The following is a 16,811-nucleotide window of genomic DNA, read 5'->3' as shown; positions in this document are numbered from 1 at the left end:
CAGCCGGGCCCTGAGCTGATCCAGCGTCATCCGCGCCTCCGCACGATGGCCTCGGCCGCAGCGCGAAACTCGGCCTCGAAAAACTCGCGCGTCGTCCGCTCGGCGATGCCGTCGAAGTCCAACCGCGCGCGGTACTGAGGCGCGCGGCGCACGAACACCAGCACCGGCCGCAGCCGCCGCCCCTCGCGGCGCCACACGCCCCGGGTGCGCTTGACGCGCCCGACGAAGTACAGCGCGTTCTCGTCAGTTTTGAGGATGCGCTGCATCTCGCCGCGGCGCAGGTTGCCGAAAGCATCGAGCGGCGCCTCCTGGCCGAGCACTGCGCGCTCGCCACGGGCCAGCAGGCCCGCATAGCGCAGGTTGCGCTCGAAGCGCTTCTCCTTGCGGCCGCCCCCCAGCACGGCGGGCAGCAGGTAATCCTCGGGCAGCGTGCCGTTGTTGCTCGCCCAGTCCTTCACCGCCACGCGCGCGGTCATGGTCTTGACGCTGGCCGGCTGCACGAAGGTGCTGTTGAGCGTGTACGGCGTCGGCCGGTCGAACACCTGCGGCATCTCAGCGATGATCGCCTGCTGCGCGCGCTTGGCCGTGCGCGTCAAGGCCGTCGCCGCGGCATAGGGGATCACGCGCGCCGGCACATCCCGCGCCTCGCGCAGGATCTGCGCGATGGAGCCTGACTTTCGGATGGAGAGCATGCTGACGATCCCAAGAAAAAGGCCCCGGGGACTTGCGTCCACCGGGGCCTTGCGCCGATGACAAAGGAGGCCTTGACAGAGTCAGTTTCGACAAGCGGCATTTCGCTACTTACCGAAACTGATGCGAATTTTGGGCCGAAGTGTCACCTGCTGGCCAGCACTTTTTTGTCTCCTCTGGAGGTGACATCTTCGCGCTTGACATCATGCGCTTTCTTGTGATCATGGATCGCGGCCCGCGCCCAGCAGGCGGCTGCGCAGGCGGCATCGGCCACCGCCCCCGCCAGCCGGATCACGCCTGAGGCCTGCAGCCAGCCACTCACCGCCCGCTCCCCCAAGGCGGCCCGTCGTGGGCCTGCAAGATCGCGCGCGAGGCCGCATACACCCGCCGCCTGAAGTCGCCGAGCAGCCGGTACCAGTGCTGTCGGCTGATGCCCAGCCGCGCCGCGGCCGCCTTGACGTTGCGCACCGACCAGAGGTAGTGCAGCTCGAAGACCTTGCGGTCCAGCGCCTCCCGCGGCTGCGCGATGACGGCCAGGTGCAGCGCGGCCAGCTCGGCGCTGCATGGCGCGTCCGGCCCGCCCGGCTCGCGCGGCGCCTGAGACTTGCCGCTCAGCTTGCCCAGCACCGAGGCGTTCATCGGCGCCGGGCCATAGAAGCGGCGCGTGCGGCACCAGTGGGCCCAGGCGTCGCACAGCGCGTCCAGATCCCGGTCCTGCTCGGTCTGGCCAGGCGGCACGTCGTCCTCGGTGCGCTGCGGCGCGGGCGCCGCCAGGCGGATGGCGTCGTTCTCGTTCATGCGATGCCTCGTGACATGATGCGGCGGCCCCCTGCGGCCGCCCTGGAAAAGTCCGTGAGCACGGGCGCCGCCGGCGGCCCGGCTCGCGCCTGGTCGCGCGTGGCCGCAGGCCTTGCCCCGGCCTCCACAGCCTCGACGGTCGATGGCCGGGGCTCAGCCGGTACAGGCGACACGAAAAGGTCCGGCGTCAGGCCCTCGGGGATCAGACGATCCCGCAGCCGGGCCCAGTCCTGCGCGGTCCACTTGTGCAGGCCCAGGTAGTGGGCCAAGGCCAGATTGCCCACCGCGCAGTCCAAGGCCTCGTTGCGCGCGCCGTTGGGTTTCACGTACTCGCGGATGGCGACGCCCTTGCGCCAGCGCACCTGCGGCCGCTCCACCAGGAACTGCTCGTACCACTCCAGCGGCAGCGCGCGGTGGGTGTGCATCGCGCCCGGGCCGTCGGCCAGGCGCAGGCGGTTGAAGAGATGGTCCTTGGCCGTGTCCGTGCCCAGCATCCACAGCTTCACTCCGCCCTCGACGCGCTTGCCGTTCCAGTCGATGTCCTGCACCGTCGGCTTGGACGCAATGATCGGCTTGCCCCGCAGGCTGTGGCCGCGGGTCACCAGGCACCCCATCCGCTCGCGCGCGGCGCCGTAGTTGTAGACGTCCTGCGTGTTCTGGCCGCCCGAGTCGATGCCGTAGGCGCTGATGCGGATCAGCGCCCCGCTGGCATGCGGCAGCGGCGTGCGCCACACCTCGTCCAACTGCTGCCACACGCTGCCCGGCTCGTCCGGCGCGGCGGTGGGCGAGCCCCACAGCGTGATGTGGTCCAGCACCCACCACTCCAGGCCCGGCCCCCAAGCCACGAGCGTGCCCTCCAGCCGGTTGACCTGCGTGTCGAACCAGGCCGTGACCACCAGGGCACGCTCGGGCACGACCCGAGGCGGGTAGTCCTCGGCCCGCGCCTGCAGCTCCTGCGCGGTCGTCGTAGTCTCGGCACCATCGAAAGGCAACGCGAGGCGGGTGTTCCAGTAGACCTTCATCGCCTCGGGGTCACCCTTGTCCATGCGCAGCTTCGCTCGCGCGTGCTGACGCGCCAAGCGCAGCCACGAGATCGACCCCAGCGGCGCATAGAAGGCGCTGACGTGGAAGCTCACCGTCTCGCCGTCGCCTTCGCTCTGGGCCACCCAGCAGGCCCGCCCGCCCATCGCCTCATCCGGCAGCATCGCGGCCTTGTGATGCTCCTCGATCTCGCAGCCGCACTCGGGGCACACGAACCAGGCGCGCTCGACGCGGTCCGCTTCGGGGTCGTAGTCGTAGCGGAAGTTGTCCTGCACCAGCTCGTGCAGGTGCCCGCAGTGCGGGCAGGGCACGTGGTACACCTCGCGCGTGCCACGCTCGTGAAGCGCCGCGATCTTGCTGCTGCCCACCAGCGTCGGCGAGCTGACGAGGTAGCTCTTGCTGATGCCCTCGTAGGTCGTCAGCCGGGCCTCGCCGAGGTCCACCGGGTCGCCCTCGCCGTTGACCGACTCGCCGGCGCGGTCCACCTCGTCGATGAAGAGGTAGCGCGCCGGGATCTCGGCCAGGTTCGCGGCCGACCCGGCCGTCGTGATGTACAGCGCGCCGCCGTCGAACTCCTTGCAGTCCACGGTGTTGCGCGAGTCCCTGCTGCGCGGCTTGGCCACCTTGTCGCGCACGGCGTCGCAAGCGTCGATCGCCTTGGCGATACGCGCGCTCAGGCGCTTGGCCAGCTTGTCCGTGGGCTCCAAGGCCAAGACGTTGGCCGGGGCCCGGTCGATCCAGCCCAGCATCGCGTTGATGGCGATCTGCGTCTTGAGCATCTGCGACGCGCCCATCACGACGACGCGGGCGGCCGGGTGCGTCGGCGACAGGCACTGCAGGATGCGCCGCGCCATGGGCGTGTGGGCGAGCCGGTACGGGCCCGCGAAGGCGCTTCCCTTGGGCAGCACGATGTGCTCCTCGCTCCACTGGTCCAGACGCAGCTCGGGGTCCGGCAGCACCGCCCGCTCGATCGCCTCACACACTGCCCGAAATCCGTCCGCGCAGTTCATGCCGCCGCCTCCTCCTTGGCCGCACCCTCCCGGGCCGCCTCTTCACCGCCACCCGCTGCGCCACCCTCCTGCTGCACGGCGGCCAGCTCTCCGGCGAAGGCCTGTGCCTGCTGGCCCGCCACCTTGGCCAGCAGCCCGGGCAGCGTCTTGCGCGCGAAGGTGTCGAAGATCTCGCGCTGAGCGGCATCGATGGCGTGCTGGATCTCCCGCGCGTCCGCCATGGGCGCCAGCTGGCTGGCCAGCTTGCGGCCCAGCACCATGCCGGCATCCCGCAGGGACCGGAAGGCCGTGAAGACCGCTGTCATGGCCGGCCCCACCTCGATGACCTTCTCCAGCGCCCGGGCCAGCTCCAGCTCGGCAATCTGGGCCTCGGCGGCCTCCCGCCGGGCACGGGCGGCGTGGTAGCTCTCGTCGAAGCCGCCGCCAAAGCCCACAGAAGGCCCTACAAGCGACGATCGGCCCGCCACCGCTACCACCCCCTTACCCGCCACCAGATCGGCGCTTGCAGGCCGGCTGTCGGCCCTTGCGCGGGTGTTGCGAGCCCACTGGATGTCCGCCACCGCCGGATCAACCTTGCCTTCAATGAGCGTGATGCGCCCCTCCTTGACCGCCTTGGCCACCGCACTCTTGGCCACGCCGCGGCGTCGCGCGTACTCGGCCTGGGTGATGAGCTCAACGCGTGCGTTCACTTCCGTACCCCTGTTCGCCCTTGTGTTCACTTTCCCCCGCCGCAGCCACTAGCGCGAAAACGGGGGCCGAATTACCCGCGTGGCTGCCTTCGCCAGAAGGACCCGTGGGGGGTACCCCGGCACCGCCCCGGCGGTGTCGCCCAATGAACCCCACCTTGCCCACCTTCCCTTGCGCCATACCCTGCCTTCACTCTTGCTTGTGACGCTTCTGTTCCTGCACTGTTAACTACGATAACCCTCATGGTTGACCGGTTTAACTACGTTGCGGGTGAAATGAGTTTCCTCGCGCGATGCGCGGGCGCGCCTGCGTGCACGCGCGCGCCCGCACATGTGGCTGGACTTGAGGGAATCGTCGTCGAATCGGTCAACCGCGCGGGTCAACGTAGTTAACAGATGCGCTACAGCCTGGTGAACAAGGCTTCGACTGGTCAACAGCATCATTCGTCATCCTCCGTGCGGCTGCGGAAGAAGGTGGAAAGCGCCTGTTCAAACGCCTGGATGCATTGGGCCACCCACTCCCCTTCGGTCCGCCCAGGAGGCGCTGAGGTGCCCCTGGGCAACCACGTCCTCACGTGCTTTCGTGGCCCCACCTCGTGCTTGGTCGCCACCGTTTTATAGCGCAGGGCCGGACCGAGCCGCGCCCCATCGGGTCCGACCTCGCTGTGCTCCAGCACCCAGCGATTGACCGATCGGGTGAAGTTGTCGTGGGGGGGCGGGAACCGCTCGCCGGTTTGGTCGCACCATCGACGGAAGGCACGGTAAAGCTGCTCCGAGGAGCACACCTGAAGCGGGAGGGGGAGGAGACCGGCCAGCCATTCCTTCACAAACCGCTGGGCCGGCTTGAGTCCGAGATCGATGAGGTCGCGCTTCGCGTCCGTCATCAGCGGCTTGCTGTGCTCAGTGAAGCCCCCGAGGTCCAGCTTCAGCAGGTAGTAGAGGAACTTCGCTGCCCCACCGTCGGCGAGGAACTTCGCCACCCGGGCATACAAATCGTCCTCACGCCCAAGTGGCGTATAGACCACCATGTATCGACGGTCGCCTTCTTCGAGCGCAAGCGGCTGATCCTCATTGGAAAGAAACACCACGTTCGCGTGGTTCTCCTCCCACCGAACGCTCTGCTGAATGGCGCGGATCGGGATCTGCTCTTCCGTGATGATCCACTTGAGCTTGTTCTTGTTGTGCCACAGCTCTTGTCGCGTGACGACTTCATTGCCGATGACGAGGAGTTTAGCGCTCAGCCAATCATTGAACTTGTCCTCCAGCTCGGTCTGACCGACCATCACACCGTACTTGCCATAGATGCCGCGCACGGCGTCGAAGAACAAGTTCTTGCCCGTGCCTTGTGGGCCGTGGAACACGAGGGCGGTCCTGAGCTTGGCTCCCGGGCGCTGCAGGGGGAGCGCCAGCCAGCGCAGCACCCACGTGACCACCTCTTCGACGCCGACGTCAGTCGGGGCGCTCATGCTGCACAGATGGTGCAGCAGCTCGAGCATGACGGCGACTTCGGCGTCACTGCACGGGACAGGCTCGACGGAGAAGCCGTCGAACAGGTTGATGCAGTCGGGCCCCACGTCCTCGCCCGGCGCGAAGCGCACCTGCTCTGGCAGCACCATGCGCCGGCCCTTGCTGGCCAGCCACATCTTGACCGTGTCGTTGCCAAAGGCCAGACGCACCGCGCCGATCTTGACGATGCGTCGGGTCTCGCCGTCCCATACGGTGTCGGTCCCGTAGATGAGCACGAAGTGCTTCATGAGGCGCATGTAGGCCCCGAAGTCTGTCTTGCGCCCGCGCTTCTTGCCCTTGCCCGCCCCTCCCCCCGGGGTGGGCACCTCGGCGTCGTCTGCAGGAGGGGTGGGAGGCCCTTTCCCTTCACCGCCCACGGCTGCAACCGCACGCGGAAACGGCTTGACGTTGCGTGGCAGGCCTGGCTCGGCGACCTGGTCGGCGGGCTGCCCGTGCTCAGTCGGCTCCATCGAGCACCTCCAGGACTGTCGTCAGCTGCTGGGCCACGGCGTCCAGGCCCTCCCTCATGTGCAAGTCGTTGAAGTCGGTCTCGTCGGCGCGACGGTCCGTCACGCCGAAGACCGGCTGCGTGATGTGGGCGTCCTCGATGAAGCGGGCCACCTCCCACGCCTTCAAGCGCCCGATGTTCTCGAGCTGGCGGCTCTGCGAATTGCGGCGTTGCCAGTCGTCGTCGGCGCAGACGAGGATCGGACTGTCCGCATGCAGGGCGCGGACGATACGAGCCACCGGCAGCAGGTTGTGCGCATCCAGGCACACGAACACCGGGTAGCGCCGTCCAGTCGCCATGCGGATGGTGAGCGCGGTGGCATAGCCCTCGGCCAAGAGCACCGGCCGCCCCGGTTGAACCTCGCCCAGGCGCAGCGCGCAGCCTTCTTTCGAGAAGCCGCGCGTGAAGACCTTTTGAGGTAGCGGCTCGCCGGTGCGTCTGTCCGTGCGCGGGCCCGGATAGATGCGCTGCACCGCCCGCAGCGCCTCGTGTCGAGGCAAGTCGTAGCGCAGCAGCGGCACCACGATAGACCCGTCTGGCAGAAAGCGACAGGCCTCGGGCTCGACGCCCTTGCGCTGGAGATAGGGGCTGGTGCCCTGCTCGGACGCTGCGCGCCAAAGCTGAGCCGCCGTCATGGCGGCCAGCGCGGCCTCGCGCTCACGAGCCTCGCGCTCACGCTGCCGCGCCGCTTCGCGGTCGGCCTTCATGCGTGCGCGCTCGGCCTCCGATAGCGGGCGCCAGTCCACCTCCACCTTGGCCGATTCGCCGGTCTTGTACGAGCCGTAGCGCCCCACGATGTAGGCGCCGCCGGCGTCCGGCCGGAAGGTTCGCAGCCAGTACCAGGCCTTGCCGCCCTTGCCGCAGGTCACACGCTTGGGCCGGTCGATGTGCAGCGGAAGGTCGCGGTCGCGCAGCTCGATGCCGAAGGCCTGCATCTGATGGATCACCTCGTGATAGTTGACATGCATGTCAACGCCCCTCACTGCGCTTGCGCCGCTTCAGGCGGGCGGCCGCGATCGCCTCATCGCTCTTGCGGCTCAAGCCCCCGACCGTGCCGGCACCCCAGCCGGTGCCTTTGGTCTTGGCGCGCTCACGCGCCGTGAGCTGCCCCTTGCGGGCCGCCTCGTGCGCCTTGCGCTCGGCCACGAGCTGGTCGGCCAGCACCGGCTGGTAGGCCGCCGGGTCGCCGCTGCCGGGAAAAGGCGGCCATACAGCGGAACTGGCGTGACTCATGCGGCCAGCCTCATCGCTTGCACCTCCTCCAGCACCGTGAGGCGCGACTGCAAGGCCACCCACTGCGAAACCGCGGTGTTGCCGCAGACCTCCTCAAATGCGCCGATGCGCTCGGCCGGCAGGTCTCGCCGCGTGGGCCGATCGTCCTGATGCAGGTAGTCGGTGACGTGCTGCGGCAGCAGCCCCGACTCGGCGGCCAGCTGCCGCAGCGTCATGTTCTTGACCCGGCGCAAGGCCCAACACAGGCGCACCGCCTCGCGGTAGGTCCTGCACCCCCGTATGAGCTCCGGCGGCACGACCGCCGGGCCCTCCAGGCGCCCGAGCAGCGGGCGCAGTTGCAACTGATCCATGGCTGCCCCCATGAACACAATCAATCGAATAACCGGTTGCGTAACCGGTCGCCAAGGGGCGAAGCTGAAGGCATGTCGAGCCAGCAACGAACGCCCTTTCTGCAGCGCCTGACGCACCACGCCGCCCGGGCGACCGGGGGCAGCCGGCCGACGTGCGGCCGTGGTGGCAGACGCTGCAGAAAGGGTGCCGAGGCGCGCGGCAGCGCGGCGGTGCGCTACGCTCGCGCCCTCGTACCGAATGACCCAGGAGAGTCTCATGACCGAATCGATCAAGCCCGACGCACAGACCATGAACGCCATCGTCACGGCCCTGGGCGCGCTGGTGTTCGCCACCGTGCGCCGGCTGGAGCCCGTGCAGCAACAGGCCTTCGCCGAGGACCTGTCGCGCATGGCGAAGGTATGCGCCGAGCGCGGCGACACGATGGGCGAGACCTTGCTCATCGATCTGTGGCGCGCCGCCCAGAGCGCAGGGAACTGAGCCACGAGGCGAAGCGCCGGAGCCACCGGACAGGACCAGCGTGCACGCCGTCGAACTGGCGCGAGCGCACCCAATGCGTGAACCGCCGCTCCAGACCATCGCGCTGCTCGGGCCGACCCGATGCCTCAGGACCGCCAGGACGAACTCTGCGCCCGGATCGCCACGCACCTGCTTCGATTCGAGCGCGCCACGCTCGAGCGCATAGCGTCCATGCCCGACGGCGAGGTCTGAGGTTCGAGCCGAACAGCTCCCACTCGGCTTTCTCCTGCGGGCGGCTTCCGAGGCTCGATACGTCGAACAGGCTCCAATCGGCCTGGCTGGGCTGTCGCTGCTTTTCCATTCAGGCCGCCTCCTTCCTGGGCTCGTCCTGGGCCACACATACAGGCCCGGCCACGTCGATGCACGGCCGGCCCTGCGGGTGCGGCCAGGCGGGGTCTCGAGCCTGCCGATGCCCGCTCAATTCCGCGAGATCCTTGAACGTCACCGCCCCACCTGTGATCTCCACCAGCTGAAGGGCCGAGTGCAGGTCAACGCGTCGACTGCCCTGGAGCCAGTGCGACACCTTGGCCTGACTGATCGGCGGGCGCAGCCTTCGCGCCAGCTCTTGCTGCGTCACCCCGTTCTGCTTCATCCAATCTCGCAAGTGCATAACCGCTCCTCAGCGTCCCATTATGGATTATTCCGCTTTGTCCACGCAAGCTCAAACACGACAAACCGTGCATTACGTTTTGGTGTCAATGCCGGCAAACTTGGGCAGGATGACTGAGGACTGGCGCACCCGTACAAAGACGGCCATGAAAGAGGCCGGCATCACCCAAGAGGCTCTTGCAGAGCATCTTGAGGTGACCCAGGGTGCCGTGCAGAAATGGCTTGCTGGGACCCGACACCCCAATCTTGAGGACATTGACCGCATTGCGGCCGCATTGCGGGTACCGGGCTACACCTTGACCCATGGCGTCTGTGCGGAAGACACTGTGACCGACCTCCCAGAGCCTGCCCGGACCGTGCTGCGCCGGCTCATCGCCGCACAACGGCACGGCCTCGCGCCCCCCAACCTATGGGCGACCCTTGATCAGGTGATTTCGCTGGCGCTCGGGCAGGCAACGGCCGAAACTCAGCCCTCGACCACTCAGGGGTCGGGGGAGTCATCCGCCTACCCACGCGCCGCTCACGCCGCCACCGGCCGCAGGCGTTGAGTAGCCCGGCCCGAATCTACAGGTTTCCGACCGACTTGTAACAATGGATGGCGACATTCCCCCATTGGGGGGATCGTCTGGGCGTAGCGGCACGCCAACGCAGACTTCAACTCGGTGCCCGGATCGGGCGGAAGTAGCCCTTGATGCAATCGGGATTGCGCACCGCGATCTGGATGTGATTGCGCGCGGACAGGCCCGCCCCCGGATAGAGCTCCCCACCCTCCCCGAACGCGGCTCTGACGCAGTCGTAGGCGGGCAGGCCTTGCTGCTGGCGCAGCTCGTGCATCATCTCGATAACGGCGCGATCCAGGTAGCGAAGGACCTGGTCAGGCGGCGCCCCTTTGTTCTGGGGCATCGGCACCCCCTGCTTGGCGTGCAGCACCTCCAACACGCCGTAGGCAGATTTGAGCTCGTCCAGGGCAGCGGCATCGAACAGGCTGCAGCACTGCCCAAGATCGATGATGGCACCTACGACGAAGGGCTTCCTGATGGCGCCCTTGGTCTGCTTCTTTCGCTGAATGGACTCCGTAGCCCACTGCATGGCGCGGTGGGGGCTCGACTCCCAGAAGTAGATGCCCGCACCCAGCCAATCGTGGGAGTTGTTGCTGGCTTTCAAGTGCTGCTTGCCGGCCAGCACAGCCTCGCCCACGGCTTCATCGCACCCGTGAAAGCCCAGCACAAACCCCGGCTGGCGCTTGTAAAGCGTCCAATCGCTCACGGACCGTTCAGCCGCCGTAGCGTTTGGTCAGGTTGCCCTTGGGCGTGAGAATGCCGGCACGGCGCATGAGCTCGAGCCCGACATCAGGATCCTTCTCGATGCGCTTCATCAGCGCATCCATGCGGGGCTTCATTTCCGGGTCAGACAGACGAACGATGCGCTGCGGCACCTCGGCATAAAAGAGAGTCTTGGTCGGAGAGATGCTCAGCGTCAGACCGGTCGCCTGCGGCTTGATGACGCGGCCCGGGCCCTTGCCCTGCTTAGCGGCTTTCTCCTTGGTCATGGACATCCTCTCGACAGGGAAACACCGTGACCCTTCTGGGCCCACCGGGGAATTGTGGACCACTCGGGCGAATTTTGGGGCGACAAATCAAGAAAAACTACCGAACCGGGGGGGCTTGTGGCAACGCAGCCATCCGGATACACCTGCCGGGTCGATCACAACACCAGCGCCCCCACCGGCACGCCCAGGGCTGCGGCCAGCTTCTTGAGCGTGGCGGCTGTGCCGGTGCGCTTGCCGGCTTCGATCTGGCTCAGGTAGGCCTTGCTGATGCCCGCCGCGTCGGCTAGAGCTTGCAGCGTCATGCCGCGGTACTCGCGCCAGGCGCGCACCAGATGCGCGCCCTCCAGCATGGCGGAAGCCACCTCATGCGGAAAGCGCACGCCGTCATCCTGGACCACGGCGCGCTCGTACTCGGCCGCGTCCTCGGCGTCTTCGACCATCTCCTTGACGCGCTCCCAGATGTCGGCAGGCACCAGGTAGGCCTTGTAGCCGTCGATCTCGATGGTTTGCACACGGCTCATTCGTATACACCTCCGCGCGGCCCGATTCTGAGCACGCGCACCACCTACCGGCCTAGGATGCTGGACTGCTCTGCGCCACAAGACGCCCCGCTTGCCGCAACCCCAGCTCTTTCGTCAACCGCTCCAGCGCCCGCCGCTCAGTGTCGCGAACTGACTTGTCGGAAGCAACGATGGCCTCGGCTGTAGCGTGCACCGCCTTTCGATAGTCCTCGCTGCGCGACTTCAATGCTTTCAGGTCGCGCCCGAACGCAACGGCGGAACTCGGCGCCCATGACGCCACCTCGCTGACCACCATGTCGAGCACGAGCTGGTCAGAAAGGCCGCACCCCGTGCAGAACTTGACCAGCAGATCCTTCTCCTTCGCGCGGAAGGCTCCGTCGGCCTTGGCCACATGATGCAGCACCCCAAGGGCCGCCTCGTGCTCGGCGATGAACCGATCCCTCTGCCCGAAGGGAGTGCCAGCGTACCGGGCATCGAGCCACTCGCCCAGGTGATGAATGCGTTCAGCCCGGTTTAAGTCAGCCGCGAAGCGGACCCGCGACAACCGGAACGTGCGCATCGCCCCACGGAGGTGGCAGTGACCGAAGATGACCCCGCCATGGGCCGACGTGCGCCCGTAGCGCACCACATCCACGGTTCGATACGTGATCTCGCCATTTTCATCCACATACATGATGCGCAGCCTGGCATCCAGCCGCCGGTCTGCACGCGCCAAGTACTCGTCGGGCGCGAGATCCTCTTGTAAATCCAGGTCAGTCACTCCATCCCTCCGTAAACAGCCGACTCCGCTGGCGACAAACAAAGAATCCAATACGGATTGACAGTAGAGAATCCATTTCGTATTCTTAGCTTGTGGATGCAAAGGAAGACGAAATGGATGCTATCCGACCAGCCCGCAGCGACCGCTGCTACTACCGCCCCCGTCCTGATGCGCCGCCGGACCGCGTCGAGCGACTCGAGTTTCGAGAGATGCCGCACCCAAGCCAAGAAGCCCCCAAGTGCATCGATTGCCGTCATCTGAAGCAGCGCGGCCCGGTGGTCAACTGCGCTCACCCGCAAGCGCCGGTCTCCCTTGTGTACGGCTGGCCGCTGGTGATGCCCGCTCAGGCCCGCGAGCCCAAGGGGCACCTGGGCTTCGTCTGCGGCCCCGAGGGCCGTCTATTCGAGCGCCTCGAGCCGGTCACCGCATCGCTGACCCTGGGGCCCGGCGTGTCCTTCGAGGTGCGCGCATGAGCCGGGACGCGAGCATTCGACTTGCCGACCTCGGCCTCGCGCTTGCCGCGGCCCAGTTGCGCCGACGCACCCAGGGCGGCACGCCCGCGATCTGCGCGCTGACCGAACGGCCGGTGATCGAGGTGGACTGTTTCAACGGCCGGCCGAACTCCTGGCTGCTCCAACAGGCCAAGTGCTGCCGGCCGGTCCGGTTTGCCGCGCCGCTGGGGCGCGGCCACATCGCGCGGCTGATGGAGCGGGTGCAGCGCCAGCAGGGCCGCCGCGAGGTGCTCAAGACATGGGGAGTGGGCATCCGCGCGCTGCTGACCGAGCCGAAGTACACGCTCAACCAACGGGGTGCGCGATGAGCACCCACCACATCGTGATCAACACCGGCCAGGAGCAGGTGCACCACGGGGCCGATCCGGCCGAGTTGCCGCCGCTGGACGTGCCCGAGGCCACCGAGCCGCCGCACTGGGGCCGTACCTTCGCCGTGCCCAGCAAGTGGGGCGAGCTCGACGCCCGGGCATGCAAGCGGCGCGATCGCCGCGACGCGCTGGCGCGCCGGGTGGAGCGCTTGGTGTGGATCGCCGTGGCCGCCGCCATCGCGGTGGCCTTGCTGCCCGTCACCGCAGGAGGCTGAGCATGCGCCTGTTCTTGGCCCAGTACCGGTTGCGCAATGGCAGCCGCGGCACCCTGCATCTGATCTGCCGGGCCAGCTTCGACGCCGTCGATATCGCGCTCGACACCTTCGGCGACCAGATCGCGCGCCTGAGCGTGCGACCGGCGTCGTGATCGCCTGTCATCACCCCTGAGGAGGCCTGCCCGTGGCACTGCCGACCAAGAGCTTCAGAGACCCCGAGTTCCGCTACCGCCGCGCGGTAGAGACGGACATCCGCAAGACCTTCGCCCGCGTGCGGCGCGAGCTGGCCGAGCAGGCCCGCACTGCACAGGAGCAGCCGCATGCGGTGGTGACGCTGCCGCTGCCTCAGCGCGGGGCGAAGGGATGAAGACGGCCGCGTCGGCCCCCGCGCCGAGCCTGCTGGATGCGCCCGTCACCGAGCGCGACTGGCAGGCCCGGGCCTGGGAGCGCATGCGAGACATCCGCGCCACGCGCTGCGGCTGGACGCTGGACGAAGCGCTGGCCCATCCCGTGATCGGCCGCACGGTACGCGCTTTTGCCGCGCAGCTCCAGCGCGAGCACGCCCAGGCCTGCGAGCGCCGCGAGCGCGAACTGCGCTACGGCCGCCAGGTCATCTACACCGGGTTTGGCTACCGGCCGGCCCGCTCAACCCCCAAGAAAGGAATCCGATGAGACGACCCTTTTTCGACACGCTGCGCGACATCCGGGGCGGCCAGGTGATCGACGACCTGGCCGAGCAGATGCAGGAGCTGGTGCGCGCGGTGGAGACCACCGGCAAGGCCGGGACGCTGACCCTCACCCTGGAAGTCAAGCCCTTCAAGAGCGCTGAGAGCGCTGTGGTGGTCAAGGACGAGATCAAGCTGAAGAAGCCCAAGCATGAGTCGCAGGGCACGGTGCTGTTCGCCACCGTGGACGGCAACCTGCAGCGCAATCACCCCGCCCAGGACGAGCTGCCCGGCATCACGCTGGCCAGTGCGGCCAGGTGAGACCACCCCTCTCAAGGAGCCATTGCATGAGCGACATCATCCCCATCACCGACGCCACTGTGCGGTCTATCACCGAGCTGGGCGCAGCCCTGGCCCGCCCGGTGCGCAATCCCGACCTTCACGGGACGCACTACGTGGCCCTTCCTCAGGGGTGGGAGCTGCACGGCCTGCCCACCGAAGCCGAGCCGGCGCACCCGAAAGGCACGGTCAAGCTGCGCGATGCGGCCAGCTTCATCCGCTACGTCAACGACCACAAGGCTGAGCGCTCGCGCATCTATGCCACGCTGGAGCCGGCACGCTTTCTGGCCGTGCTGGACGACTTCTACACCGCCGGAGAGAACCTCTCCGTGAGAGAGCAGGCCGCATGGCGAGAGTTTCGCGTGGAGTTCACCGTCCCGGCCAGCCGCGAATGGTTGACATGGACTGCCGCGAACCGCAAGCCCATGAGCCAGCTCGGCTTCGCCGAGTTCTTGCAGGACCAGCTGCCCGACGTCATCGCCCCCAGCGGTGCCGACCTGCTGGAGATGAGCCTGAACTTCGAGGCGGCGCAGAGCGGTCATTTCGTGGCCTCGCAACGCCTGCAAGACGGCAGCCATAACCTCACCTGGCGCGCCGACAACTCCGGCGGCACCGTGCGCCTGCCGGAGTTGATCAAGCTGAGCATCCCGGTGTTCGAGAACGAAGCGCCGCGCGAGATCGACGCGCGACTGCGCTATCGGGTCAAGGAGGGCGCGCTGTCGATCTGGTTCGAGCTCGTGCGCCCGCACAAGGTGCTCGAGGCCGCGTTCCGCGAGACCTGGGCCCGCATCGAGCAGGACACGGGCGTGCCGATCCTGCTGGGCACGCCGGAGTGAGCGCCATGCACCTCATCGGCATCACCGGCGTGGCCGGCAGCGGCAAGGACACGGCCGCAGGGCTGCTGCGCGAGCTGCTGCAGGCCGACGGTCAGGCGGCCGCCGTGGCGGCGCTGGCCGCGCCCATCAAGGACATGCTGCTGGCCCTGGGTGTGCCGGCGCCGTACCTGCACGACCGCGCCCTCAAGGAGCAGCCGGTGCCGGGGCTGGGCCTGAGCTACCGGGCCCTGGCGCAGACCCTGGGCACCGAGTGGGGCCGTGCGCTTGACCCGGACCTGTGGATCCGCGTGGCCGAGCTGCGCGCCCGGCACCTCGTGGGCGAGGACGGCAGCATCCCCGCGCTGATCTACACGGACATCCGCTTCGCCAACGAGGCGGCCTGGATCCGCCGCCACGGCGGCCGGTTGATGCGCATCGTGCGCCCCGGCGTGGCGCCCGTGCGCCCGCATGCCAGCGAGCAGCACGTGCACGACCTCAGCGTGGATGTGGAGGTGCTCAACAGCGGCAGCGTGCAGGACCTGCGCGCGACGCTCCAGCAGCAGCTGCAGGCCTGGGGCCTGCTGAGCGGGCCGGCCCCGGGGCAGCACGAGGAGGCCGCCGCATGAAGCTGCCCGCGAGCATCGTCGAGCTGCTGTACAGCACGGTGTACCTGCCGGCCTTCGAGCGGCCGTACCACCACCTGGACGGCTACATGCTGCGCCACTGGGTGCTGGGAGACCGCAGCCCCGAGCGCAACGCCGACAACCCGCACTGGCACGGCCGGCGCGGCGGCTGGCTGTACCGGCTGCTGACGCGGTGCGTGGCCATCCGCGCGCACACCATCGTGCGCAGCGACCACGACCGCGCGCTGCACGACCACCCGTGGTGGAGCGTCAGCATCGTGCTCAAGGGCGGGTACTGGGAGGTGGGCGAGCCCAACCAGGCCTGCCTCGATGCACCCGAGATGTACGAGCTGGTGCTGCGCGAGCTGCCCTGGTTCGACCGGCGCAAGCCGCTGGCGCATCAGGTGGCGCAGCGCTACAACATCCGCTGGAGGGGCCCGGGCAGCGTGGTGCTGCGCCGGGCCTGCTCGGCCCACCGCCTGGTGCTGCCGCACTGCGACGGCACGATGCATGCCCCCACGGCAGCGCGCACGCTCTTCATCATGGGCCCCAAGAGCAACGACTGGGGCTTCTATCCCGAGCCCTTCCGGCGCGGCCACAAGGTGCCATGGCGCCAGTATCTTGGCCTGCCACCCCGCAACACCGAGGGAGGCTCGGCATGACGCCGCAAAGCCCGCCCCTGAACCGCTCCGCGCGCCGCGCACAGCGGCGTGCCTTGCGCAAGCCGACGCGCCCAGTGCGCCGGGCCCAGGCCGTGCTGGTGGACCCGCTCACGCTGCTGCGGCCGGCCGCGCGCGAGCAGCGCGACCGCGTGATGGCGCGCTTCCTCACCGCGCTGGATGCGATGGTACGCGGCGAGCACCCCGGCATCGACGAGTGGCGCGACCTGAGCGACGCCATCAACACGGTAGAGACGCTGTGCCTGCACCAGCACAAGCTGGTGCCGCAGGAGGTGATGCCGACGATCAACGCCGCGATTGCCGGCATGGTCCAGGCCGCCCAGCGCTACAAGGCCGGCCAGGGCATGCGGCTGTCGGGCAGCGGCCTGCAGGCCCTACGCGACGTGCTGGCCATCTACGAGCTGTGCTGCGAGCAGCTCACCGAGCACGAGATGGCGCAGGCCCAGGCCGAGACGCAGCGCCGGGTGCATGCGCTGCTGCGTCGGCGCACACCGAGTAAGGAGGTCATCGAGCTATGACGACTGCTGTTGACATCACGAAGTTCTGCATCGCCGAGGGCCTCTGCGGCCTGCGCTTCTACCTGCGCCGCCCCATGCAGTTTGGCGATCAAGTGCTGGCCAGCGACGGCCGCATCCTGGTGTGCATCCCAGGGCACTCCGGGCACGAGGAAGCGCCATGGGGTGTGCGCAACTTCACCCGTCGGATCGAGCAGATCATCAAGAACACCCAATTGACCTGGAAACCGGCTGATTCCATCGAGCTGCCGCCGCCCGAGCCTTGCTCAGCGTGCGATGGCAGCGGCATCGTGTACTGGGT

The 16,811-nt window shown here is 68.0% G+C and carries 28 protein-coding genes; 14 read left to right on the top strand and 14 right to left on the bottom strand.

Going from position 1 to position 16,811, the window contains the following annotated elements:
* Window positions 1-26: 26 nt before the first annotated feature.
* From ACK4ZD_RS13955 to ACK4ZD_RS13915, 9 genes are all read right to left on the bottom strand, one after another.
* On the bottom strand, window positions 27-692 hold the full coding sequence (locus ACK4ZD_RS13955) for a hypothetical protein (protein ID WP_409663311.1): 666 nt from the start codon (window positions 690-692) through the stop codon (window positions 27-29).
* A 143-nt stretch (window positions 693-835) separates the two neighbouring features.
* Window positions 836-1,012 (bottom strand): hypothetical protein, encoded by a 177-nt coding sequence (locus ACK4ZD_RS13950; RefSeq protein ID WP_409663309.1) that lies wholly within the window; start codon window positions 1,010-1,012, stop codon window positions 836-838.
* Complete coding sequence (locus tag ACK4ZD_RS13945; protein ID WP_409663307.1) at window positions 1,009-1,488, bottom strand: hypothetical protein; 480 nt, start codon at window positions 1,486-1,488, stop codon at window positions 1,009-1,011. Before ACK4ZD_RS13945 ends, ACK4ZD_RS13950 begins: the two co-directional genes overlap by 4 nt.
* The gene (locus ACK4ZD_RS13940) at window positions 1,485-3,539 is read right to left on the bottom strand and encodes a phage terminase large subunit family protein (RefSeq protein WP_409663305.1); all 2,055 of its coding nucleotides are present in this window, start codon (window positions 3,537-3,539) and stop codon (window positions 1,485-1,487) included. The genes ACK4ZD_RS13945 and ACK4ZD_RS13940 overlap by 4 nt, the downstream gene beginning before the upstream one ends.
* Window positions 3,536-4,228, bottom strand: a complete 693-nt coding sequence (locus ACK4ZD_RS13935; protein WP_409663302.1) for a hypothetical protein — start codon at window positions 4,226-4,228, stop codon at window positions 3,536-3,538. Before ACK4ZD_RS13935 ends, ACK4ZD_RS13940 begins: the two co-directional genes overlap by 4 nt.
* 437 nt (window positions 4,229-4,665) lie before the next feature.
* Window positions 4,666-6,201, bottom strand: coding sequence for a primase-helicase family protein (locus tag ACK4ZD_RS13930; RefSeq protein WP_409663299.1), 1,536 nt, complete (start codon window positions 6,199-6,201; stop codon window positions 4,666-4,668).
* The gene (locus ACK4ZD_RS13925; protein WP_409663296.1) at window positions 6,188-7,207 is read right to left on the bottom strand and encodes a toprim domain-containing protein; all 1,020 of its coding nucleotides are present in this window, start codon (window positions 7,205-7,207) and stop codon (window positions 6,188-6,190) included. Before ACK4ZD_RS13925 ends, ACK4ZD_RS13930 begins: the two co-directional genes overlap by 14 nt.
* 1 nt (window position 7,208) lies before the next feature.
* Entirely contained in the window at window positions 7,209-7,472 is a 264-nt protein-coding gene (locus ACK4ZD_RS13920; RefSeq protein ID WP_409663293.1) for a hypothetical protein, read from the bottom strand.
* The gene (locus ACK4ZD_RS13915; RefSeq protein ID WP_409663290.1) at window positions 7,469-7,822 is read right to left on the bottom strand and encodes a hypothetical protein; all 354 of its coding nucleotides are present in this window, start codon (window positions 7,820-7,822) and stop codon (window positions 7,469-7,471) included. Before ACK4ZD_RS13915 ends, ACK4ZD_RS13920 begins: the two co-directional genes overlap by 4 nt.
* A 256-nt stretch (window positions 7,823-8,078) precedes the next feature.
* On the opposite strand from ACK4ZD_RS13915, the gene ACK4ZD_RS13910 reads away from it, so the two are divergent.
* On the top strand, window positions 8,079-8,300 hold the full coding sequence (locus tag ACK4ZD_RS13910) for a hypothetical protein (protein WP_409663288.1): 222 nt from the start codon (window positions 8,079-8,081) through the stop codon (window positions 8,298-8,300).
* Window positions 8,301-8,640: 340 nt separating this feature from the next.
* On the opposite strand, the gene ACK4ZD_RS13905 is transcribed toward ACK4ZD_RS13910, so the two are convergent.
* A complete protein-coding gene (locus tag ACK4ZD_RS13905) occupies window positions 8,641-8,949 on the bottom strand; it encodes a helix-turn-helix domain-containing protein (RefSeq protein ID WP_409663285.1) in 309 nt (102 codons plus the stop codon).
* 22 nt (window positions 8,950-8,971) lie between these two features.
* On the opposite strand from ACK4ZD_RS13905, the gene ACK4ZD_RS13900 reads away from it, so the two are divergent.
* Complete coding sequence (locus ACK4ZD_RS13900) at window positions 8,972-9,496, top strand: helix-turn-helix domain-containing protein (protein WP_409663282.1); 525 nt, start codon at window positions 8,972-8,974, stop codon at window positions 9,494-9,496.
* Window positions 9,497-9,602: 106 nt separating this feature from the next.
* Here the strand turns inward: ACK4ZD_RS13900 and ACK4ZD_RS13895 are convergent, their stop codons facing one another.
* From ACK4ZD_RS13895 to ACK4ZD_RS13880, 4 genes are all read right to left on the bottom strand, one after another.
* Window positions 9,603-10,214 carry a hypothetical protein gene (locus tag ACK4ZD_RS13895; RefSeq protein WP_409663279.1) on the bottom strand — a complete coding sequence of 204 codons (612 nt, stop codon included), beginning with the start codon at window positions 10,212-10,214 and terminating at the stop codon, window positions 9,603-9,605.
* Window positions 10,215-10,221: 7 nt separating this feature from the next.
* Window positions 10,222-10,497 carry a hypothetical protein gene (locus ACK4ZD_RS13890; RefSeq protein WP_409663276.1) on the bottom strand — a complete coding sequence of 92 codons (276 nt, stop codon included), beginning with the start codon at window positions 10,495-10,497 and terminating at the stop codon, window positions 10,222-10,224.
* A gap of 155 nt (window positions 10,498-10,652) precedes the next feature.
* Window positions 10,653-11,018 (bottom strand): helix-turn-helix domain-containing protein, encoded by a 366-nt coding sequence (locus ACK4ZD_RS13885; RefSeq protein WP_409663273.1) that lies wholly within the window; start codon window positions 11,016-11,018, stop codon window positions 10,653-10,655.
* 52 nt (window positions 11,019-11,070) lie between these two features.
* Complete coding sequence (locus ACK4ZD_RS13880; protein ID WP_409663270.1) at window positions 11,071-11,778, bottom strand: TerB family tellurite resistance protein; 708 nt, start codon at window positions 11,776-11,778, stop codon at window positions 11,071-11,073.
* 113 nt (window positions 11,779-11,891) lie between these two features.
* On the opposite strand from ACK4ZD_RS13880, the gene ACK4ZD_RS13875 reads away from it, so the two are divergent.
* The 12 genes from ACK4ZD_RS13875 to ACK4ZD_RS13820 all read left to right on the top strand — a co-directional run.
* Window positions 11,892-12,251, top strand: a complete 360-nt coding sequence (locus ACK4ZD_RS13875; protein ID WP_409663267.1) for a hypothetical protein — start codon at window positions 11,892-11,894, stop codon at window positions 12,249-12,251.
* On the top strand, window positions 12,248-12,598 hold the full coding sequence (locus ACK4ZD_RS13870) for a hypothetical protein (protein ID WP_409663264.1): 351 nt from the start codon (window positions 12,248-12,250) through the stop codon (window positions 12,596-12,598). The genes ACK4ZD_RS13875 and ACK4ZD_RS13870 overlap by 4 nt, the downstream gene beginning before the upstream one ends.
* Window positions 12,595-12,873, top strand: coding sequence for a hypothetical protein (locus tag ACK4ZD_RS13865; protein WP_409663262.1), 279 nt, complete (start codon window positions 12,595-12,597; stop codon window positions 12,871-12,873). Before ACK4ZD_RS13870 ends, ACK4ZD_RS13865 begins: the two co-directional genes overlap by 4 nt.
* 2 nt (window positions 12,874-12,875) lie before the next feature.
* Window positions 12,876-13,025: a hypothetical protein gene (locus tag ACK4ZD_RS13860; RefSeq protein ID WP_409663259.1), complete on the top strand. Its 150-nt coding sequence runs from the start codon at window positions 12,876-12,878 to the stop codon at window positions 13,023-13,025.
* Window positions 13,026-13,057: 32 nt separating this feature from the next.
* Window positions 13,058-13,240: a hypothetical protein gene (locus ACK4ZD_RS13855; RefSeq protein ID WP_409663256.1), complete on the top strand. Its 183-nt coding sequence runs from the start codon at window positions 13,058-13,060 to the stop codon at window positions 13,238-13,240.
* A complete protein-coding gene (locus tag ACK4ZD_RS13850) occupies window positions 13,237-13,545 on the top strand; it encodes a hypothetical protein (RefSeq protein WP_409663253.1) in 309 nt (102 codons plus the stop codon). The genes ACK4ZD_RS13855 and ACK4ZD_RS13850 overlap by 4 nt, the downstream gene beginning before the upstream one ends.
* A complete protein-coding gene (locus tag ACK4ZD_RS13845) occupies window positions 13,542-13,859 on the top strand; it encodes a hypothetical protein (protein ID WP_277775065.1) in 318 nt (105 codons plus the stop codon). Before ACK4ZD_RS13850 ends, ACK4ZD_RS13845 begins: the two co-directional genes overlap by 4 nt.
* A 26-nt stretch (window positions 13,860-13,885) precedes the next feature.
* The gene (locus ACK4ZD_RS13840; protein ID WP_409663250.1) at window positions 13,886-14,713 is read left to right on the top strand and encodes a DUF2303 family protein; all 828 of its coding nucleotides are present in this window, start codon (window positions 13,886-13,888) and stop codon (window positions 14,711-14,713) included.
* Window positions 14,714-14,718: 5 nt separating this feature from the next.
* Window positions 14,719-15,318: a hypothetical protein gene (locus ACK4ZD_RS13835; RefSeq protein WP_409663248.1), complete on the top strand. Its 600-nt coding sequence runs from the start codon at window positions 14,719-14,721 to the stop codon at window positions 15,316-15,318.
* Window positions 15,315-15,977, top strand: coding sequence for a hypothetical protein (locus tag ACK4ZD_RS13830; protein WP_409663246.1), 663 nt, complete (start codon window positions 15,315-15,317; stop codon window positions 15,975-15,977). The genes ACK4ZD_RS13835 and ACK4ZD_RS13830 overlap by 4 nt, the downstream gene beginning before the upstream one ends.
* Window positions 15,974-16,513 (top strand): hypothetical protein, encoded by a 540-nt coding sequence (locus tag ACK4ZD_RS13825; protein ID WP_409663244.1) that lies wholly within the window; start codon window positions 15,974-15,976, stop codon window positions 16,511-16,513. Before ACK4ZD_RS13830 ends, ACK4ZD_RS13825 begins: the two co-directional genes overlap by 4 nt.
* The coding region (locus tag ACK4ZD_RS13820) for a hypothetical protein (protein WP_409663241.1) at window positions 16,510-16,811 on the top strand (302 nt) is incomplete at its 3' end. The genes ACK4ZD_RS13825 and ACK4ZD_RS13820, both read left to right, overlap by 4 nt.

Source organism: Caldimonas sp. (assembly GCF_046291045.1).
GTDB lineage: Bacteria > Pseudomonadota > Gammaproteobacteria > Burkholderiales > Burkholderiaceae_C > Caldimonas.
Note: the sequence above shows the minus strand (reverse complement) of the source record. Positions and strands in the feature narration are given on the sequence as shown.